Genomic DNA, 18,617 nt, shown 5'->3' with positions numbered 1-18,617 from the left:
CGGGCGACCCGGCTAGAGGTGCTGGCGCATCTCCTGCTCGATCTGCTCGCGCAGGGCCATCAATTTGAGGGCGTACTGCTGTAGTTGCCGATCGCTCTCGTTTTGCGGTTGCCACTGGGGCACCTGGGTCGGTTTGCCGCTCTCGTCCATGGCCACGAAGATGATGATGCAGTGGGTGGTCTTGTGGCGCTCCCGGCTGGCCGGATGGCGGCTGTAGACATCCACCGCCAGGTGCATGCTGGTGGTGCCGGTGTGGATCACCTGGGCGTGTACCTCCACCAGCTGGCCTATCTGGATGGGGCGCAGAAAACGGATCCCCCCCACATAGACGGTCACCGCGTAGCCGCCGCACCAGCCGGCGGCGCAGGCGTAGCCGGCCTGATCGATCCACTTCATCACCATGCCGCCGTGTACCTTGCCGCCGAAGTTGACGTCGGCGGGCTCGGCCAGAAACTGCAGGGTCAGCTCGCGGGGTGGGGTCATGGGGGCTCCTTGATTGAGGGTCATTGCCGGTAGCTCTTGCGATAGGCATCTGCCTGCTGGCAGGGGACCAGGTTGTTGAGATCGGGCCGCTTGTTACCCTCGCGCTGACCAAAACTGGCGAACTCCTGCTGGCATTTGGCGGCCTTGCCGCCCGCCTTGATGCAGGCGTCGATCCGTTGCTGCTCGACCAGCTGCTGCTGGGCCTGCTGGCAGGCGGTATCCAGCTTGGCTTGCTGGGCCGGACGATCAAGCTCGCTGGCGGCATGGGCGGGGCCGCACAGCAGGGCCAGGCCGAAGGGGATCCATGGGGTGAGGGTGCGCATCCGGTTGCTCCTTGTTGACCTGTTTCAGGTATACCGCGAATGGCGATGGGATGCACAGGCTCTGCTGCGATAATGGGGCCTCATTCACTCTTGGTTCATCGGCCCGGCGCAAGCATGGGGGAGTCAATTGCGAGGAGTCATGATGAAACAGATGCTTGATCAGTTGTTGGGCGCTGGCAAAGGCTGGCTCAACGAAGGCGGCGACAGCCGCAAGGCGCAGATGAAGGGGATGGCGCAAGGGGGCCTCGCGGCCGGCGCCATGGCCCTGCTGCTTGGCAACAAGAAGATGCGCAAATATGGCGGCAAGGTGGCGGCGGTGGGCGGGGCGGCGGCGCTCGGCGGGCTGGCCTACAAGCTCTATCAGGATTGGCAGGCCCAGCAGTCAAGCCCGGCCCAGCCGACCCAGCCCCTCGATACCCTGCAAGGCAATGCGCTGGATGCGCGCGCTGCTCTTCTGGTGCGCGCCATGGTGGCGGCAGCGCGTGCTGACGGTCATATCGACGGCGACGAGCGCCAGAAGATCCAGCAGTACCTGACCGAGCAGGGGCAGAGCGATGCCGCCCGCTGGATTGATGCCGAGCTGGCCCGCCCGCTCGACCCCCACGCCCTGGCACGGGAAGTGACCGACATGGAGCTGGCGACCGAGGTCTACCTCGCCTCCCTGCTTGCCATCGAGGTGGATCACTTCATGGAGCGCGGTTATCTGGATGAGCTGGCCCGCGCCCTCAAGCTCGATGACAACCTCAAAGGCAGCATCGAGCGGCAGGTGGCCCAGCTGGCGCAGCCGGCCTGAACCCCGTCAGGGACAAGGATTGTCGATGAGGCCCCGTCATGGGGCCTTGTTGTGTCTGGTCACTAGTCACTGGTCACGGCACTTCTTATTGGCGCGGGCAGCCACTATGATGACTCTTCGGCCAAAAGGGAGCAGATGAGACCGTCGCATCGCTCAGGCACATCATCGCCAGGACACAGAGGCAAGGAGCATTCATTGGAAATACGCAAGGCACAAGAGCAGGACATCGACGCCATCCTCGAGCTGAACCGGCAGATAGGAGAGATCCACTTCGAGCAGGCCCCGCAGGTCTTTTGCCCTCCATCCCCCGAGGAGCGGGCTTTCTTACTGGCGGCCATCTCCGCCGAAGGGCGGCTGTTTTGTGTCGCCGAGCAGGAGGGGGCCGTGGTGGGTTTTCTGACTGCGCGCATCGACATCAACGAAACCATCCCGTTTCTGAGCAAACAGCCCATTTGCCGCATCGGCACCGTGGTGGTTGATGAAGGGTATCGATCCCAAGGCATCGGCAAGGCGCTGATCGCCCATTGTGACGAGTGGGGCAAGGCGCAGGGTGCCCACCAGATCCGGCTGGAGGTGATGGCATTCAACGAGCGCGCCAAGGCACTCTACGAGGCGTTGGGGTTCAAGATGTTGTCACAGACCATGGCCAGATAAGTCAGGTTATCTCCCACACAGAGGCCCGTGACGGGCCTCTGTTGTTTGCTCTTGTCGCCAAATTATTGTCTGTCGTTCTTTGGTCATCGATTGCCAATATTGAGTGAAACAATATTATTTTGCTGCATAGTCATTGATGTGAAATAGCGTTGCAAGTCATGCTTGTTATATTTCGTAACAACTTGTGCAATTGTAAGTAAATGTAATTTCACCCTTTACTGTGGGTGGGTGAAGATCATATTTTGAAAATGACCTTAACCCGTCATGGTGGCGATTTAATAAATTCAGCCATGGCGCCAAATAATATTGACTGATGACCTTTCTATTTTTTATAAGGCGGGTCTGTTTGCATTTTTTATCAGGAGATTGAGATGAAAAACTCTATTGTCGCAGCCGCTCTGGTACTGGCTGGTTCCGGTTTCGCTGCCAATGCGGCAACGGTTGGGGATATCGCCGTGTATGCCACAGAAAAATCGCACGGTTCGATATCGATAGGAACCAACAACGCGTACACAAAAACCTTTGATATTGCCTTGGCCAAACTATCAGGTGGTGATATTGATTTATCAAAGATGTGTTTGAAAGCATACGGCAGAAATAATCAGGTGTTCAACGCCGACACTGTGGATGAAGCCCTGCTGTCAGGCGTTCTCAAGCAGGGGGGAATGGTAAAGGGGATTGCTGTCTTTGCCGATAATAATGATGCTGTCCTTGACGCCACTCTGGTGAAAATATCTGACAACTGCCATTAAATGGCACTCCTTATTGGTGGCCGGGCAAATACCTGTTCCCATATGCTTCCCACCCGGGTCATGTGTGATTGAGCCAGAGCTCTATTCATATGACGCGCCCTGTTTGAGTGTGGTGTCGATAAGCCCGGCCAGTTTGATCAGGGCAGCTTCCAGCTGCGGACTCCAGGGATGGGAGCTGTTGAGGCGCAGGCAGTGGTTGTGCAGCCCCTTGCTGGAGAAGAGGGCGCCGGGGGCCAGTGAAAAACCGCTGGCCAGCGCCTGGGCATGCAGGGCGCGGCTGTCGAGACGCGGGTCAAACTCGAGCCAGAGAAAGTAGCCGCCATCGGGGGAGGAGATGCTCACTTCCCCCGGCAGCAGGCGCAGCAGGGCAGCCCGCATCTGCTGCTGGCGCTGGGCCAGGGTGTGGCGCAGCCGGCGAAAGTGGGCATCCACACCGCCCTGGCGCAGCATCTCGGCCAGCGCCAGCTGGCTTGGCACATTGGTGGAGAGGGTCGACATCAGCTGCAGTCGCTGCACCCGCTCGGCGTGGCGGCCGGCCACCACCCAGCCGACCCGAAAGCCGGGCGCCAGGCACTTGGAAAAGGAGCTGCACAGCAGGCTGTCGCCACTGGTATCCCAATACTTGATGGGCCTTGGCCGCTCGCGGCCGAAGTAGACCTCGGCATAGACGTCGTCCTCCACCAGTGCCACCCCACGCCGGTTGAGCAGCGTCATCAGCGCCTGCTTGTGCTCATCCGGCATGGTGTGACCGAGCGGGTGCTGGACATTGCCCATCAACCAGCACGCCTTGATGGGGCGCTGGGCGAGGGCCTCCTCCAGCAGGGCGAGATCGATACCCACCCCCGGGATCACCGGGATCTCCACCGCATTGAGCTTGAGTCGCTCGATGGCCTGCAGGGCGCCGTAGAAGGTGGGGGACTCCACCACCACCCAGTCGCCTGGCTCGGTCAGTACCTGCAGGCTGAGGGAGAGTGCCTCCATGGCACCGGTGGTAATGATGATCTGTTGGGGGTCCACCGCCAGCCCCTCGCCGGCGTAGCGCTGGGCGATGGCCCGGCGCAGCGCCTCGTTGCCGGGGGGCAGATCTGCCACCGTGCTGAAGGGGTCGAGCCGACGCATGCTGCTGGCCAGCGCCCGGCCGAGCTGGGGGTGGGGGAACAGGGTGGGATCGGCCACCGCCATGCCGAGCGGCACCAGCTCCCGCGACTTGCTGGCCTGCAACACCTCGAACACCAGATCGTTGATGTCCACCGAACCGCTGTAGTGCGCCTGCTGGGGCTGGCTGACTGCCGGGCGGGAGGGGGCGGCCTTGACGTAGTAGCCAGATTGGGGTCGCGCCAGGATGAGGCCGCGGCTCTCCAGCAGTTGGTAGGCCTGCAGCACTGTCATGGGGCTGAGGCCATGGGTCTTGCAGCTCTGGCGGATGGAGGGTATGCGCTCCCCCGGCTGCCAGAGGCCGCTCGTTATCTGCTGTTGCAGCTGATCTGCCAGCTGGCCGTATAGGGACATGGTGGGCTTAAACTGTTATAGGTGTATTTCACTATAACTGCATCTGTTATAGGTGTCATGGACCGTGATGTACTTAACGGGCGAAAACCTGTCTGTTAAATGCAACATAGAGAGTCATGCATGATAAGCCTGGATGATGTGGTCAGCCTCTCCCGAATGCAGTTCGGGGCGACGGCGATGTTCCACTTTCTGTTTGTGCCCCTCACCCTGGGGCTGTCCTGGATCCTGGTGATCGCCGAGTCGGCCTACGTGATGACCGGCAAGGTGATCTACAAAGACATCACCCGTTTCTGGGGCAAGCTGTTTGGCATCAACTTCGTGATGGGGGTGACCACCGGCATTACCCTGGAGTTCCAGTTCGGTACCAACTGGGCCTACTACTCCCACTATGTCGGCGATATCTTCGGCACGCCGCTGGCGGTGGAGGGGCTGATGGCCTTCTTCCTCGAGTCCACCCTGGTGGGCCTGTTCTTCTTTGGCTGGGACAAGCTCTCCCGCGGTCAGCACCTGCTGGTGACCATGCTGGTGGCGCTCGGCTCCAACCTCTCCGCGCTTTGGATCCTGATCGCCAACGGCTGGATGCAGAACCCGGTCGGCGCCGAGTTCAACCCCATGACCATGCGCATGGAGCTGGTGGACGTGGCCGCGGTGATCTTCAATCCGGTGGCCCAGGTCAAGTTCGTGCACACGGTGGCGGCGGGTTATGTGGCAGCCTCCCTGTTCGTGATGGGGGTGAGCAGCTGGTATCTGCTGCGCCGCATGGAGGTGCGCTTCGCCCTGCGCTCCTTTGCCATCGCCTCGGGCTTTGGTCTGGCGGCCATCCTCTCGGTCATCGTGCTTGGCGACGAGTCGGGCTATCGCACCGGCGAGGTGCAGCAGGTGAAGCTGGCCGCCATCGAGGCGGAGTGGCACACCGAGCCGGCGCCGGCCTCCTTCACCCTGTTCGGCTTTCCGGATCAGGCCGCCGAGACCACCCATGCCGCGGTGAAGATCCCCTATCTGATGGGCATCATCGCCACCCGCTCCCTCGATGAGCAGGTGACGGGCCTCACAGATCTCAAGGCGCGGCACGAGGCGCGCATTCGCAGCGGCATGCTGGCCCACGAGGCGCTCGAAGCGATGCGGGCCGATGGCAGCAACCAGGCGGCGCGAGCGACCTTCGAGCGTCATCGCCAGGATCTGGGTTACGGCCTCTTGCTCACCCCCTATGCCAAGGAGATTGGCAAGGCGGACGAGGCGGCCATCGCCAAGGCGGTGGCGGACTCCATCCCCCAGGTGGCGCCGCTGTTCTGGAGCTTTAGGCTGATGGTGGGTATCGGCGTGGTGCTGCTGGCGCTCTTTGCCGCTGCCTTCCTGCAGCTGTGCCGGGGCAAGCTGGTGCAATCCCCGCGTCTGCTCAAGGCCCTGTTCTGGTCTATTCCGCTGCCCTGGATTGCCATCGAGGCGGGCTGGTTCGTGGCCGAGTTCGGTCGCCAGCCGTGGACAATCAGCGATGTGCTGCCGGTCTCGGCGTCCGTCTCCTTGCTGACCCCGGGCCAGCTCTGGTTCAGCCTGATCTCCATCTGTCTCATCTACACCAGCCTGCTGGTGGTGGAGTTGTTCTTGTTGCGTCATGTGATCCGCAAAGGGCCCGCCAGCCTGCAGACGGGTCGCTATCAAGGTGAAGTGTTGCAAAACGGGAGTCCTGCCTGATGGATTACGAAACCCTGAAATTGATCTGGTGGGGGCTGGTGCTGTTCATGCTAGTCGGCTTCGTGGTGATGGATGGCTTCGATCTCGGCGTGGCCATGCTGTTGCCGGTGGTGGCCAAGAACGACGAGGAGCGGCGGGTGCTGCTCAACAGCGTGGGGCCGGTGTGGGAGGGCAACCAGGTGTGGCTCATCGCCGGGGCCGGCGCCCTGTTCGCCGCCTGGCCGCTGGTCTATGCCGCCGCCTTCTCGGCGCTCTACGTGCCCTTCATGTTCCTGCTGTTCGGCCTGTTCCTGCGGCCGGTCGGTTTTGACTATCGCAGCAAGCTGGCGGACCCGGTCTGGCGCCGCTGGTGGGATCGCGCCCTGGTGGTGGGCGGTCTGCTGCCGACCCTTGTGTTTGGCGCTACCTTGGGCTTTCTGCTGCAGGGGCTGCCGTTTCGCTTCGATGCGGCCCTTCGCATCCACTACGGTGCCTTTGACTTCCACTGGCCGCTGCTGTTGACCTGCATGGGGACGGCACTGGCGCTGCTGTTGCTGCACGGTGCCAGCTTCCTGCAGTGCAAGACCCAGGGGGAGATCGCCCGGCGCTGCGCCCGCCAGAGCCTCTGGCTCGGTCCGCTGGCGAGCGGCCTGTTTGCCCTGGGCGGCGTCTGGCTCAGCCAGATGGCCGGCTACCGGGTGCTGGAGATAGGGGATATCAACGGGGCGCTCACCCCGCTGATGAAGGAGGTGGGGGTGGCCCAGCAGGGCTGGCTTGCCAACTTCGTCGCCCATCCCTGGCTCTGGGGCGTGCCGGCGCTCGGTCTGGTGCTGCCCATGGTGAGCAGCCTGGCCAGCGCCCGCGAGCTGCCGCGCACGGCCCTGCTCGCCAGTGGCGGTGCCTGCGCCAGCATGATGCTGACCATTGCCATCGCCCTGTTCCCGTTCGTGTTGCCCTCGTCGCTGGATCCGTCCAGCAGCCTGACCCTGTGGGACAGCACCTCCAGCGAGCGTACCCTCTTCATCATGCTGGGGATTGTCGGGGTGCTGATGCCCATCAACATCGGCTACACCCTCTGGGTCTACCGGGTGGTGCGCGGCAAGATGAGTGCCCAGCAGATCCGCCAGTACGGCCATAGCCTCTACTAACCCTCTTCAACCAAAGGATCATGCGATATGTGGTATTTCACCTGGATTCTGGGACTGGGCTTCGCCCTGTTGTGCGGGCTGGTCAACCTGCTCTGGCTGGAGGCGCGCTGGGCTGCCGATGAGGATCTCAAGGAGTCTTGAGACGCAGCCATGAAAAGGCCGACACAAGTGTCGGCCTTTTTGCATCCTGCTGGAGGGCTCGCTTAGGCGGGGAGGGCAACCCGGGCGGCCTGCCGCTCGCTGACATGGGTGAGGCCGTAGGCCAGCAGCACGATCAGCGCGCCGATCCAGGGGGTGTGCATCAACCCCAGGTGTTCCACCACCAGGCCACCAACCACCGAGCCCAGCGCAATGCCGACGTTGAAGGCGGCGATATTGAGGCCCGATGCCACGTCCACCGCCCTGGGGGTGTGCTGCTCGGCCTGTTTCACTACCAGCACCTGCAGACCCGGCACGTTGCCAAAGGCAAAGGCGCCCCACACCAGCACGGTGAGCACCGCCAGCACCGGGTGCGACGCGGTGAAGGTGAGCACCAGCAGCACCAATGCGAGACCGGCAAACAACAGCTTCAGCGCAGGCAGCGGGCCCATCTTGTCGGCCAGCTTGCCACCCCAGATATTGCCGACGGCGACCGATACCCCGTAGACCAGCAGAATGAGGCTCACCGCACCGGCACTAAAGCCACTCACCTGCTGCAGGATGGGGGCGAGGAAGGTAAACGCCGTGAAGGCGCCGCCGTAACCGAGCGCCGTCTTGGCGTAGACCAGCAGCAAGGGCTTTTTGGTCAGTACCGAGAGCTGTTCGCGGATGGTCGAGGCCGCCCCCTTGGGCAGGTTGCTCGGGATCAGCAGCAGGCTGCCCACCATGGCGACGAGGCCCAAGAGGCTCACCACCAGAAAGGTTTCGCGCCAGCCAAAGACCTGACCAATCCAGGTACCGAGCGGTACGCCGGTCACCAGCGCGATGGTGAGGCCGCTGAACATGATGGCGATGGCGCTGGCCGCTTTCTCCTTGGCCACCAAGCCGGTGGCGATGGTGCTGCCTACCGAGAAGAAGACCCCGTGCGCCAGCCCGGTGAGGATGCGGGCCAGGATCAGGCTCTCGTAACCGGGGGCCTGCCAGGCCAGCAGATTGCCGGCGGTGAAGAGCGCCATCAGCCCCACCAGCAGCCACTTGCGCGGCACCTTGCCGGTCAATGCCGTCAGCACGGGGGCGCCGATGGCCACGCCAAGGGCGTAGAGGCTGACCAGGAGGCCCGCCGAGGGGAGCGAGACATTCAGCTGTTCGGCGATGGTGGGAATAAGCCCCACGATCACGAATTCGGTGGTGCCGATCGCAAAGGCACTCAGGGTGAGGGCAAATAACGCCAGTGGCATAACAACTCCTTGGATAGGGACTCCCGACGGGAGAATGGCGCCAGTATGCCGAGGGCGTTTGTTGGTAAAAATGACGGCAACATCAAATTACTTTTGCCAAATCAGCAGCAATGGGGCCGTGAAATGGGGTATTGGGAGTGGTCGAGGCAACTGCGGCAAGAGCGGCCGTAGCGTGCGAGGTGGGTGCAGAGACAAAGCGTACAGACCGAACTGGGAATAAAGAGGGAAGGGCAGCGGAAGGTTGCAGGGGAGGGGGCCAGCGGCGCGGGTGGCAGTGACGCGCGGTATTGGGGACAAAAAAAGCGGGAGGCATTGTGCCTCCCGCTAGGGGTTGGATAAATATCCCGGATCGTTCTTACCTCCCTTCTCCCCTGGCGGGAGAAGGGTCGGGGATGAGGGGGCATTCTGTATATGCAGCAAAACTAGCCTAGGGTAGTCTGCTATACCCTCACCCTAGCCCTCTCCCATGGGGAGAGGGAACAATCCGGTTGAACCTGCTGATTAGTCCCAATCCGGCGCAAAATCCGGGTTGGCGCAGCGCTCGCCCCGCTCCAGGGTAGCGATGGCGGCCATCTCATCGCGACTGAGTTGCACCTTCAGCGCCGCAAGGTTGGCGGCCAGATTCTCCCGTTTGGTGGAGCTCGGGATCACCGTCATGCCCTGAGCCAGCAGCCAGGCCAGCGACACCTGGGCCGCCGAGACGCCGTGGCGCTGGCCGATCTCCATCAGCAGCGGCTCGGTGAGCACCTTGCCATAGGCGAGCGGCATATAGGCGGTGATGGCGATGCCGTGGGCCTGGCAGAACTCCACCACCTTGCGGTTTTGCAGCAGCGGGTGGATCTCCACCTGCTGATGTGCGATGACGCCCGGCCCCAAAATCTCGATGGCTTCTTTAAGCTGGGCCACGGTGAAGTTGGAGACCCCGATCTCGCGGGTCAGGCCCCGGGCTTTGGCCTCGGCCAGCTGCTCCAGATAGACCGCCATCGGCACCTCATCCTTGGGGGAGGGCCAGTGAATAAGCGCCAGATCCAGATAGTCGGTGCCCAGTTTTTCCAGGCTCACCTTCAGGCTCGGGATCAGCTTGCCCCGACCGAACTCGCTGGTCCACACCTTGGTGGTCAGATAGATATCCTGGCGGGACACGCCACTCTCGCTCATCAGCTGGCCCACTTCGGCCTCGTTGGCGTAGATCTGGGCGGTGTCGATGTGGCGGTAGCCAAGCTCGAGCCCTTGCAGCAGGGAGTCACGCAGGGGTTGGCCGGTCAGGCGAAAGGTTCCAAGACCCAGGTTGGGCATCTTCATCATGTTATTCCTCAAATAGGTTGCAAAAGGGCGCTCAGCGGCGTGGAAAATCAGGCGTCCAGCGGCTGATAGCGGCGAATGGTACTGCCGGCAAACCAGGGCTCGGCCTTGGCGACGAATTCGGTAAAGTGGGGCTGGCCCTGATGGGCGCTGAGGGCGGCATCGCTCTCCCATACCTCGTAGAGCATCCAGCAGTGGGGATTGTCCAAATCCTGATGCAGCTGGTAGCGCAGGCAGCCAGCCTCCTGCAAGGTGGCGGTGATCAGCGGATCGAGGGCGGCGCGAAACTGGGTGGCGAATTCGGGTTTGGCTTCAAGCTGGGCAATCACAATCACGAGTGAAGACATCTGAACCTCCTTGCAAAAACGAAGAGTCAGTATGCCCACCGAGACTTGTCCGAAACAGGGCCGCTGTCGCAAAACACTATTGAGATAAGAGCAGCAATGAATGGATCGGTTTGAGGTGGCGATGAGAAAGTCAGGGGGGTAAAAGGAGCAGGGAGCGCCGGGGCGCCCCCTTGCCATCAGGCATTGGCCGGCTCGGACCAAACCGCAAACTCATTGCCGCTGGGCTCGACAAAGTGAAAGCGGCGGCCACCGGGAAAATCGAACAGGGGGCGAACTATGGTGCCCCCGGCGCCGGCAACCTTGCTCTGGGTCGCTTCAATATCGGCGCTGTAGAACACCAGCAGGGCGCCGCCTTGCGCGCTCTGGCTGCAGAGATCGGCGCGATAGAAGCCGCCATCCAGCCCTTCTCCCTCGAAGGCGCAATAATCGGGGCCATAGTCGGCAAATTGCCAGCCGAAAGCGGCCTGAAAGAAGGCCTTGGTGGCGGCAAGATCCCTGGCTGCAAACTCCACATAGTTCAGTTTTTCATGGGCCTTGGTCATAAGGATCTCCTTGTCGGTGATTATTTCGGTTGCCAGCGTTTTTGCGTGCGGATCGTTGAGTGGGGCAAAGCGTCCCAAGGGGTCAGCTTGAGCTGCTTGCGCCGAAACCAGAGCCAACTTGCCATCAGCAGACCGAACCCTATGCCGAACAGCAGACTCTGGCGCAGGGCGAATGCGGGGCTCACCTCATCTTGCCAGCCGAAGAACCACATCAACACCCCCCATATCGCACCAGTGGGCAGCCCCAGAGCAAGGACATTGACCAGAAAGCGTTCGTAGTGGGGCGGCCTGATGGTGAACCCAGCCTTTCGCAGCAGCCTGGTGATCGGCGGGTTGTAGTTGAGCGTCTGCACGCCCTTCTCTGCCAGCTCCCGATGGGCGGCCACGAGTCTGTGTTCGAACTCCATGATGCTTTCCTTGAAGTGTTTGGTGTCATACGGTGCCGTATTGCCGCATTCTACTGGCAAACCAACAACGCGATGTGGGCTCGTGGTCACGTTATTTATCTGTACGCTTTCGATTACTCCAGGGTCGCCATGATGACTGGATGAAGCCTTCTTGCGATTACCATACCAAGGAAAATGGAGACGAAGAGAGGGAGAGGATCCCAACGGCGTCGATAGCTGCGCCAGTTGCCATTGTGGTGGCGGAAAAGCCGGTAAGTGAGAAGCACAAGAAGAATTGCGATTTGAATGAAGCAGTTAACTGAAAAACTGATTATGAATTTGACGAAATCGGGCAAGGTGGGGGTCCGTGTCTATGAGGTTTGTTTTGCAAAGGGGGCATGGCACCTGGTGGCAATCCGCAGGGTTCTTCACGCTTTTTCTGTTGCGCCTGTACTGGTGGGTTGGCATGCCAGCTGTTCCCATGGGGTCAAACCAAACTGTCTGCGCCTTTGCCAGAGCCTGATTAAGGTGGCGAGGCCAAACAGGCCAGCGAATAGCGTTGTACTGAACAAGGCTGATACGAAGGATCTTCCCTCCGGGTGCCAAACGAACGTCCACATGATCAGACCCCAGATCGGCGCGATATTGAGGCTGGCACAAAGATAATTGACCAGCCAGCCCGCGTAATAAGGTGGCTTGACGGTGCAGCCGAGTTTGCGCAGCAGCTTGAACACCCATGGGTTGTAGTCGGATTCCTTGATGCCTTGGTCAGCCAGAGTCTGATGGGCTATGGTCAGTCGTTCTTCAAATGTCATTGATGTGTCCTATATCAATGTGGCGTCATATGATGCCTTTTTTGCGGCATTCTACGGATTAAGCAGGTTGAGGGATAGCGCTCATATCTGGTTTTTCTCCCTGAAATACCGGCACGGCTGCCAGAGCGCCCTTGCCAACCCAAGGACATTGCGCCTATAAAGGCCCATTACTCTTGTCTGGATTGCAGCAATGAAGACCCATTCTGATGAACTGACCCTGTTTGTGGCGGTGGTGGAGGCGGGCAGCTTTCGCCAGGCGGCGGAGAATCTCGGCATGGACAACTCGGTGGTGAGCCGCGGCATCAAGCGCCTCGAAGAGAAACTCGCCACCGTGCTGCTCAACCGTACCACGAGGCGGGTCAGCCTGACCGAGGAGGGGAGCTGGTTCTATCAGCGGGCGGTGAAAATCCTGACCGAGATGAGCGAGGCGGAGGGGCTGCTGCTGATGCGCCGCGAGCAGCCGGAGGGGGTATTGCGGGTCGATGCTGCTACCCCCTTTATCCTGCACCGGCTGGTGCCCATCATCGGCGAGTTTCGCCGCCGCTACCCCGCCATTGAGCTGCAACTGCACAGCTCCGAGGGCTTTATCAACCTGATGGAGCGGCGGGTGGACATGGCCATTCGCATCGGCGAGCTGACAGATTCTTCCCTGCGGGCGCTGCCGCTGGGCCGCTCGCGGCTGCGGCTGCTGGCGTCCCCCGACTATTTGCGTGAGCGCGGTACCCCGCGCCAACCGGCGGATCTGCTGAGCGGGCACGAGCTGCTCGGTTTTTTGCACCCCGATCACCTCAACCACTGGCCGTTGCTGAGCCAGGAGCAGGGGGACCGCTTTCCCATCACCCCGACCCTGCGCGCCAGCAGCGGTGAAACCCTGCGCCAGCTGGCGCTGCGGGGGCAGGGGATCGTCTGTCTGTCGGATTTCATGACCGGGCAGGATCGGATGAGCGGGGCCTTGGTGGAGGTGCTGGCCCGCAGCAACAGCGGTGCCTCGCGCCCCATCAATGCGGTGTTCTACTCCGATGCCCAGCGTGACATCCGGCTGCGGGTCTGGCTCGATTTCCTCAAAGAGCAGCTCGGCAGCGAGATGCTTTAGCGCCCCAATTCTGACCGGGCCACACGATAGAAAGGGCCTGCCGTGCTTGGGGTGCCTGCCGAGGCAGGATAGGGGGTGTTATCATCGGGGCTGCGCTAAAAAACAGAGAGGCCGACATCGCTGTCGGCCTCTCACATTTTTCAGCTCAGAGCTGTGTCGGTTGCCCGATCACTCCTCTTCTGCCCAGCGGCGTGAACGTTCCACCGCCTTCTTCCAGCCGTTGTAGCGCTTGGCGCGATCGTCGCGGTCCATCTGTGGGATGAACTCGCGGTCCACGCTGAACTTGTCTTCCAGCTCATCCGAGCTCTTCCAGAAGCCGACTGCCAGACCCGCCAGGAAGGCGGCACCCATGGCGGTGGTCTCGATGCGAGTCGGACGCACCACCGGGGTGTGCATCATGTCGGCCTGGAACTGCATCAGGAAGTCGTTGGCTACCGCGCCACCGTCCACCTTAAGGGCGGCCAGCTTGATGCCGGAGTCCTGCTGCATCGCATCCAGCACATCGCGGCTTTGATAGGCGATGGATTCCAGCGCGGCACGGATGATGTGGTTGCGGTTGGCGCCGCGGGTCAGGCCGACCATGGTGCCGCGAGCATACGGATCCCAGTAGGGAGCGCCCAGGCCGACGAAGGCCGGTACCAGGTAGACGCCGTTAGTGTCGCCAACCTTGGAGGCGAAGTAGTCGGTATCGCGGGCATCGTGAATGATCTTCAGCTCGTCACGCAGCCACTGGATGGTGGCGCCGCCCATGAATACCGCACCCTCGAGGGCATAATTCACTTCCCCTTTCGGGCCGATGGCGACGGTGGTCAGCAGGCCGTTGCTGGAGCGAACCGGCTCAGTGCCGGTATTCATCAGCATGAAGCAGCCGGTGCCGTAGGTGTTCTTGGCCATCCCTTTCTCGAAGCAGAGCTGGCCGAACAGGGCAGACTGCTGGTCACCGGCGATACCAGCGATGGGGATGCGGGAGCCGCCGCCACGGGTGGTGTAGCCGTACACTTCGGAAGAGGGCTTCACTTCCGGCAGCATGGACATGGGGATGCCCAGCTCATCCAGCATGCGCTGATCCCACTTCAGGTCGCGGATGTTGTAGAGCATGGTACGGGAGGCGTTGGTCGGGTCGGTGACGTGCACTTCGCCGTTGGTCATCTTCCACACCAGCCAGGTATCGATGGTGCCGAACAGCAGTTCGCCGTTCATCGCCTTCTCGCGGGCCCCTTCGACGTTGTCGAGGATCCACTTCACCTTGGTGCCGGAGAAATAGGCGTCCAGCACCAGACCGGTGTTTTCACGCACGTACTCTTCCAGGCCGCGCGCTTTCAGTTCTTCACAGATGGCCGCGGTACGGCGGCACTGCCAGACGATGGCGTTGTAGATGGGTTTGCCGGTGGCCTTTTCCCATACCACTGTGGTTTCACGCTGGTTGGTGATGCCGATGGCGGCGATCTCTTCGCTGCGAAGGCCAGTCTTGGCCAGCACTTCGGTGAAGACGGAGGATTGGGTCGCCCAGATCTCCATCGGGTCGTGCTCTACCCAGCCCGCTTTCGGGTAGTGCTGGGTGAATTCGCGCTGGGAGGTACCGACTATGTTGGCATCCTGATCAAACACGATGGCGCGGGAAGAGGTGGTTCCCTGGTCCAGAGCGACGACATATTTCTTTTCAGCAGACATGATGTTCTCCACGTTTTTATTTTCCACGTTGTTACACGTTGGGGAGGGCCGCTCTTAGGCGGCGGCCTCTTCTTTGGCGGTTTGGGCAGCTTGCTCGGTGGCGGCAACACGGTTGCCCGGCACACAGGGAGCCAACACTTTTACATAGAGGGCAGTACCGATCTGGGCACCGACGATGGGGCCGAGGATGGGAACCCAGAAGTAGGGGTTGTCACGACCACCGGTCATGGCCACGTCACCCCAGCCGGCCAGGAAGGCGAACAGTTTGGGGCCGAAATCACGGGCCGGGTTCATGGCGAAACCGGTTAACGGGCCAAGGGAGGCGCCGATCACCGCGATCAGGATACCGATCAGCAGGGCGGCGGCGAAGCCTTTGGGGGCACCGTTGTTGTTGTCACCCAGTGCCATGATGCCCAGCATCAGCACGGCGGTGATCACCATCTCGACCGCGAAGGCCTGCATGTTGGAGAGCAGTGCGTTCGGGTAGGTAGAGAAGATGCCGGCGCTGCCGAGGCTCTCGACGCTGCCGCGCACCACGTTGTGGGTCACTTCCCACTGGGTGAAAAGGTTACCATAGAGGAAGTAGACCAGCGCCGCGAAGCAGAAGGCGCCGGCAACCTGGGCGATGATGTAGGGCACCACTTTGCGCTTGTCGAACCCGCAGAAGGTCATCAGCGCCAGGGTCACGGCCGGGTTGAGGTGGGCACCGGAGATACCGCCGGTGACATAGATGGCGATGGCGACGCCCAGACCCCAAGTAATGGAGATTTCCCATTGCCCGAAGTTGGCTCCCGCCAGTACCAGTGCGGCCACGCAGCCGACACCGAAGAAGATCAGCAGGCCGGTTCCGATAAACTCGGCGATGCATTCGCCAAGCAGGGTATTGGGTCTTTGTATGCTCATACCGTTATTCCTTATATCCACCCAGAGTAGGTTTGATGTTCCGTTTTGTTGTTTTTCATTCCCATTATTGCGTCCGAAAACGTTTCTTCTTGTTTTTTGAGCTGACGCAAACGTTATGCTCGTTTGCGCTCGTTCTCGGACGAGAGAGAAAATAAACCTAAATCGCCCATTCACCACTCCCTCCCCGCAGGAAATGTGGACAAGATCCCACTCATTGCTAAGAAAATGTGACGGAAAGCAAGTTGATACAGTGGTTATACCACTTAGTGGGTAGCCAAAAGCCTTGCTACACAAGGGATTGCGGCTGATGAGTGATTGCTCATTTGACACTTTCTTTTGTAATAAAACTGCAATATTTCAGCCTCCATCACAGATTAAATGTTCACATGTGAGCACAATAGGCTCGCTTTCGAATCAGGACTCATCTGATTGGTCAGCATGGACAGGGCACCCTCAACCGCCCACAACAACAATAAGGAAGCAGAACATGCTTAGTCTCTTCAGGCCTGCACCACACATAGACAGGCTTCCGGCCGACAAGGTCGACCCCTTCTACAAACGCATGCGTTGGCAGGTGTTTTTCGGGATCTTCTTCGGTTATGCCGGTTACTACCTGGTACGGAAAAACTTCAGTCTGGCGATGCCCTATCTGATCGAACAGGGCTTCTCCCGCGGTGATCTGGGTCTGGCGCTGTCCGGCGTCTCCATCGCCTACGGTCTCTCCAAGTTCCTGATGGGGAACGTGTCGGACCGCTCCAACGCCCGCTACTTCCTCTCCGCTGGTCTGCTGCTGTCGGCCGGCATCATGTTCATGATGGGGACCATGCACTGGGCCACCTCCAGCATCGCCATCATGTTCGTGCTGTTGTTCCTGAACGGCTGGGCACAGGGCATGGGCTGGCCGCCCTGCGGTCGCACCATGGTGCACTGGTGGTCACAGAAGGAGCGCGGCGAAGTGGTCGCGGTCTGGAACGTGGCCCACAACGTGGGTGGCGGCATGATAGGCCCGCTGTTCATTCTGGGGATGGGCTGGTTCAACGACTGGCGCAGTGCCTTCTATGTGCCGGCTGCTGCCGCCGCCGCCATCGCGGTGATCGCCTTCTTCGTGATGCGTGACACCCCGCAATCCGTGGGTCTGCCTCCCATCGAGGAGCACAAGAACGACTATCCGAAGGACTACAACGAAAGCCACGAGCAGGAGTTTTCCGCCAAGGAGATCTTCGTCAAGTACGTGCTGCACAACAAGCTGCTGTGGTACATCGCCATAGCCAACGCCTTCGTTTACCTCATTCGCTACGGTGTGCTGGACTGGGCGCCGACCTACCTGAAAGAGGCCAAGGACTTCAGCGTCGACAACTCCTCCTGGGCGTACTTCCTCTACGAGTGGGCGGGTATTCCGGGCACCCTGCTGTGCGGCTGGATCTCTGACAAGATGTTCCAGGGCCGCCGTGCGCCGGCCGGCATCCTGTTCATGGTGCTGGTGACCCTGGCCGTGCTGGTCTACTGGTTCAACCCGGCCGGCAACCCGACCGTCGACATGATGGCGCTGGTGGCCATCGGCTTCCTCATCTACGGCCCCGTCATGCTGATTGGCCTCTATGCCCTGGAGCTGGCGCCGAAGAAGGCTGCCGGTACTGCGGCAGGCTTCACCGGTCTGTTCGGTTATCTGGGTGGTGCGGTCGCGGCCAACGCCATGCTGGGCTACACCGTTGACCACTTCGGCTGGGATGGCGGCTTCATGGTGCTGACCGCTTCCTGCGTGCTCTCCATCATCCTGCTGGCGATGACCCTCAAGCACGAGAACCAGTCGATTGCCGCCAAAGCGGCTGCCCATAAGGCATAAAACGTGATCCTGCCCTTATCGATTGGAAAAGGGATCAGGTAAACTCCCCAAGGCCCCGCATCTGCCGGGGCCTTTTTTCGTCTCATCATCGGAGTTCAAGCGTGAAGCAAACCCAACGACATCTGGAGATCCTGGACGTCCTGACGCGGCAGGGCTTTGTCTCGACCGAGGATCTGGTGACCCACTTTGACGTCAGCCCCCAGACCATTCGCCGGGATCTCAACGATCTCGCCGAGCAGAACAAGATCCGGCGTCATCATGGCGGGGCCTCCCTGCATTCGAGTACCGTCAACACCGCCTACAGCGCCCGCAAGGTGATGCAGCTCAAGGAGAAAGAGCGTATCGCCCGTGAAGTGGCCGCCAATATTCCCGACGGTTCATCGCTGTTCATCGATATCGGCACCACCACCGAAGCCATCGCCCGTGCCCTGCTCGATCACCGCGAGCTGCGCATCGTCACCAACAACCTCAACGTGGCCAGCATCCTCACTGCCAAGGATGACTTCACCGTCATCATCGCCGGCGGCGAAATTCGCAACCGGGACGGCGGCATCGTGGGGGAGGCGACCCGCGACTTCATCGGCCAATTTCGCATGGACTACGGCGTTATCGGTATCTCGGGCATCGACAGCGACGGCTCATTGCTCGACTTCGACTACCACGAGGTGAAGATTGCCCAGGCCATCATCGCCCACTCCCGCCAGGTGTTCCTGGCCGCCGACCACACCAAGTTTGGCCGCAACGCCATGGTCAACCTCGGTAACCTCAGTCAGATCCACGCCCTGTTCACCGACCAGGAGCCGCCGGAGAAGCTGATGCGGTTGATGTCCCAACATCAGATCGAGTGCCACATCTGCTGAGTCGCCGTTAACCCGTTCCAGCACCAGGCCGCCATCGGGCGGCCGCTTCGTTTTCAGCCTCTCCGCACTTCTGCCCGCCTTCACTCCACCGCCAATGCCGTGCTGATGTCCCCAAAAGCGCGATCTCGCTCACAGCCTCGCCCCCG

General features: G+C 60.9%; 20 protein-coding genes. 9 read left to right on the top strand and 11 right to left on the bottom strand.

The window, feature by feature from the left end:
- Window positions 1-12: 12 nt before the first annotated feature.
- Together AACQ43_RS02120 and AACQ43_RS02115 are read right to left on the bottom strand one after the other, a co-directional pair.
- Entirely contained in the window at window positions 13-483 is a 471-nt protein-coding gene (locus tag AACQ43_RS02120; RefSeq protein ID WP_045790183.1) for an acyl-CoA thioesterase, read from the bottom strand.
- Window positions 484-503: 20 nt separating this feature from the next.
- Window positions 504-806, bottom strand: coding sequence for a hypothetical protein (locus AACQ43_RS02115; protein WP_076359859.1), 303 nt, complete (start codon window positions 804-806; stop codon window positions 504-506).
- 142 nt (window positions 807-948) lie between these two features.
- On the opposite strand from AACQ43_RS02115, the gene AACQ43_RS02110 reads away from it, so the two are divergent.
- The 3 genes from AACQ43_RS02110 to AACQ43_RS02100 all read left to right on the top strand — a co-directional run bounded on the left by AACQ43_RS02110 (window position 949) and on the right by AACQ43_RS02100 (window position 3,005).
- Complete coding sequence (locus AACQ43_RS02110; protein ID WP_017409909.1) at window positions 949-1,599, top strand: tellurite resistance TerB family protein; 651 nt, start codon at window positions 949-951, stop codon at window positions 1,597-1,599.
- 135 nt (window positions 1,600-1,734) lie between these two features.
- The gene (locus AACQ43_RS02105) at window positions 1,735-2,253 is read left to right on the top strand and encodes a GNAT family N-acetyltransferase (RefSeq protein WP_211162439.1); all 519 of its coding nucleotides are present in this window, start codon (window positions 1,735-1,737) and stop codon (window positions 2,251-2,253) included.
- Between the two features lie 371 nt (window positions 2,254-2,624).
- Window positions 2,625-3,005: a DUF4354 family protein gene (locus tag AACQ43_RS02100; protein WP_076359853.1), complete on the top strand. Its 381-nt coding sequence runs from the start codon at window positions 2,625-2,627 to the stop codon at window positions 3,003-3,005.
- Window positions 3,006-3,086: 81 nt separating this feature from the next.
- On the opposite strand, the gene AACQ43_RS02095 is transcribed toward AACQ43_RS02100, so the two are convergent.
- A complete protein-coding gene (locus tag AACQ43_RS02095) occupies window positions 3,087-4,514 on the bottom strand; it encodes an aminotransferase-like domain-containing protein (RefSeq protein WP_168965659.1) in 1,428 nt (475 codons plus the stop codon).
- A gap of 120 nt (window positions 4,515-4,634) precedes the next feature.
- Here AACQ43_RS02095 and AACQ43_RS02090 point away from each other — a divergent pair, with 120 nt between their 5' ends.
- Genes AACQ43_RS02090 through cydX form a run of 3 tightly spaced genes read left to right on the top strand, consistent with a single transcriptional unit; the run spans window position 4,635 to window position 7,474 of the window.
- Window positions 4,635-6,206: a cytochrome ubiquinol oxidase subunit I gene (locus tag AACQ43_RS02090; protein WP_118881503.1), complete on the top strand. Its 1,572-nt coding sequence runs from the start codon at window positions 4,635-4,637 to the stop codon at window positions 6,204-6,206.
- On the top strand, window positions 6,206-7,333 hold the full coding sequence (gene cydB, locus AACQ43_RS02085) for a cytochrome d ubiquinol oxidase subunit II (RefSeq protein WP_168965657.1): 1,128 nt from the start codon (window positions 6,206-6,208) through the stop codon (window positions 7,331-7,333). Before AACQ43_RS02090 ends, cydB begins: the two co-directional genes overlap by 1 nt.
- A 27-nt stretch (window positions 7,334-7,360) precedes the next feature.
- Window positions 7,361-7,474 carry a cytochrome bd-I oxidase subunit CydX gene (cydX, locus tag AACQ43_RS02080; RefSeq protein ID WP_005310033.1) on the top strand — a complete coding sequence of 38 codons (114 nt, stop codon included), beginning with the start codon at window positions 7,361-7,363 and terminating at the stop codon, window positions 7,472-7,474.
- A 62-nt stretch (window positions 7,475-7,536) separates the two neighbouring features.
- On the opposite strand, the gene AACQ43_RS02075 is transcribed toward cydX, so the two are convergent.
- The 6 genes from AACQ43_RS02075 to AACQ43_RS02050 all read right to left on the bottom strand — a co-directional run bounded on the left by AACQ43_RS02075 (window position 7,537) and on the right by AACQ43_RS02050 (window position 12,101).
- A complete protein-coding gene (locus AACQ43_RS02075) occupies window positions 7,537-8,709 on the bottom strand; it encodes an MFS transporter (protein ID WP_168965655.1) in 1,173 nt (390 codons plus the stop codon).
- Between the two features lie 501 nt (window positions 8,710-9,210).
- A complete protein-coding gene (gene dkgB, locus AACQ43_RS02070; RefSeq protein WP_168965653.1) occupies window positions 9,211-10,014 on the bottom strand; it encodes a 2,5-didehydrogluconate reductase DkgB in 804 nt (267 codons plus the stop codon).
- Window positions 10,015-10,061: 47 nt separating this feature from the next.
- Window positions 10,062-10,358 (bottom strand): putative quinol monooxygenase, encoded by a 297-nt coding sequence (locus AACQ43_RS02065; RefSeq protein WP_168965650.1) that lies wholly within the window; start codon window positions 10,356-10,358, stop codon window positions 10,062-10,064.
- Window positions 10,359-10,534: 176 nt separating this feature from the next.
- Window positions 10,535-10,900 (bottom strand): VOC family protein, encoded by a 366-nt coding sequence (locus tag AACQ43_RS02060; protein WP_139389211.1) that lies wholly within the window; start codon window positions 10,898-10,900, stop codon window positions 10,535-10,537.
- A 20-nt stretch (window positions 10,901-10,920) separates the two neighbouring features.
- Window positions 10,921-11,307, bottom strand: coding sequence for a DUF6404 family protein (locus AACQ43_RS02055; protein ID WP_168965648.1), 387 nt, complete (start codon window positions 11,305-11,307; stop codon window positions 10,921-10,923).
- A 407-nt stretch (window positions 11,308-11,714) separates the two neighbouring features.
- Window positions 11,715-12,101, bottom strand: a complete 387-nt coding sequence (locus AACQ43_RS02050) for a DUF6404 family protein (RefSeq protein WP_168965646.1) — start codon at window positions 12,099-12,101, stop codon at window positions 11,715-11,717.
- Window positions 12,102-12,291: 190 nt separating this feature from the next.
- Here AACQ43_RS02050 and AACQ43_RS02045 point away from each other — a divergent pair, with 190 nt between their 5' ends.
- On the top strand, window positions 12,292-13,194 hold the full coding sequence (locus AACQ43_RS02045; RefSeq protein ID WP_139706580.1) for a LysR substrate-binding domain-containing protein: 903 nt from the start codon (window positions 12,292-12,294) through the stop codon (window positions 13,192-13,194).
- 168 nt (window positions 13,195-13,362) lie between these two features.
- Here the strand turns inward: AACQ43_RS02045 and glpK are convergent, their stop codons facing one another.
- Together glpK and AACQ43_RS02035 are read right to left on the bottom strand one after the other, a co-directional pair.
- A complete protein-coding gene (gene glpK / locus AACQ43_RS02040; protein ID WP_076359831.1) occupies window positions 13,363-14,865 on the bottom strand; it encodes a glycerol kinase GlpK in 1,503 nt (500 codons plus the stop codon).
- Window positions 14,866-14,919: 54 nt separating this feature from the next.
- The gene (locus AACQ43_RS02035; protein ID WP_029301314.1) at window positions 14,920-15,768 is read right to left on the bottom strand and encodes an MIP/aquaporin family protein; all 849 of its coding nucleotides are present in this window, start codon (window positions 15,766-15,768) and stop codon (window positions 14,920-14,922) included.
- A gap of 487 nt (window positions 15,769-16,255) precedes the next feature.
- On the opposite strand from AACQ43_RS02035, the gene glpT reads away from it, so the two are divergent.
- Both glpT and AACQ43_RS02025 read left to right on the top strand, forming a co-directional pair.
- Window positions 16,256-17,611, top strand: a complete 1,356-nt coding sequence (gene glpT / locus AACQ43_RS02030; protein ID WP_076359829.1) for a glycerol-3-phosphate transporter — start codon at window positions 16,256-16,258, stop codon at window positions 17,609-17,611.
- Window positions 17,612-17,712: 101 nt separating this feature from the next.
- Window positions 17,713-18,471 carry a DeoR/GlpR family transcriptional regulator gene (locus tag AACQ43_RS02025; RefSeq protein ID WP_011705542.1) on the top strand — a complete coding sequence of 253 codons (759 nt, stop codon included), beginning with the start codon at window positions 17,713-17,715 and terminating at the stop codon, window positions 18,469-18,471.
- Window positions 18,472-18,617: the final 146 nt, after the last annotated feature.

It is taken from the genome of Aeromonas sp. DNRA1 (genome assembly GCF_963888745.1).
Classification (GTDB): domain Bacteria; phylum Pseudomonadota; class Gammaproteobacteria; order Enterobacterales; family Aeromonadaceae; genus Aeromonas; species Aeromonas hydrophila.
This window is presented reverse-complemented; position numbering and strand designations above follow the sequence as displayed.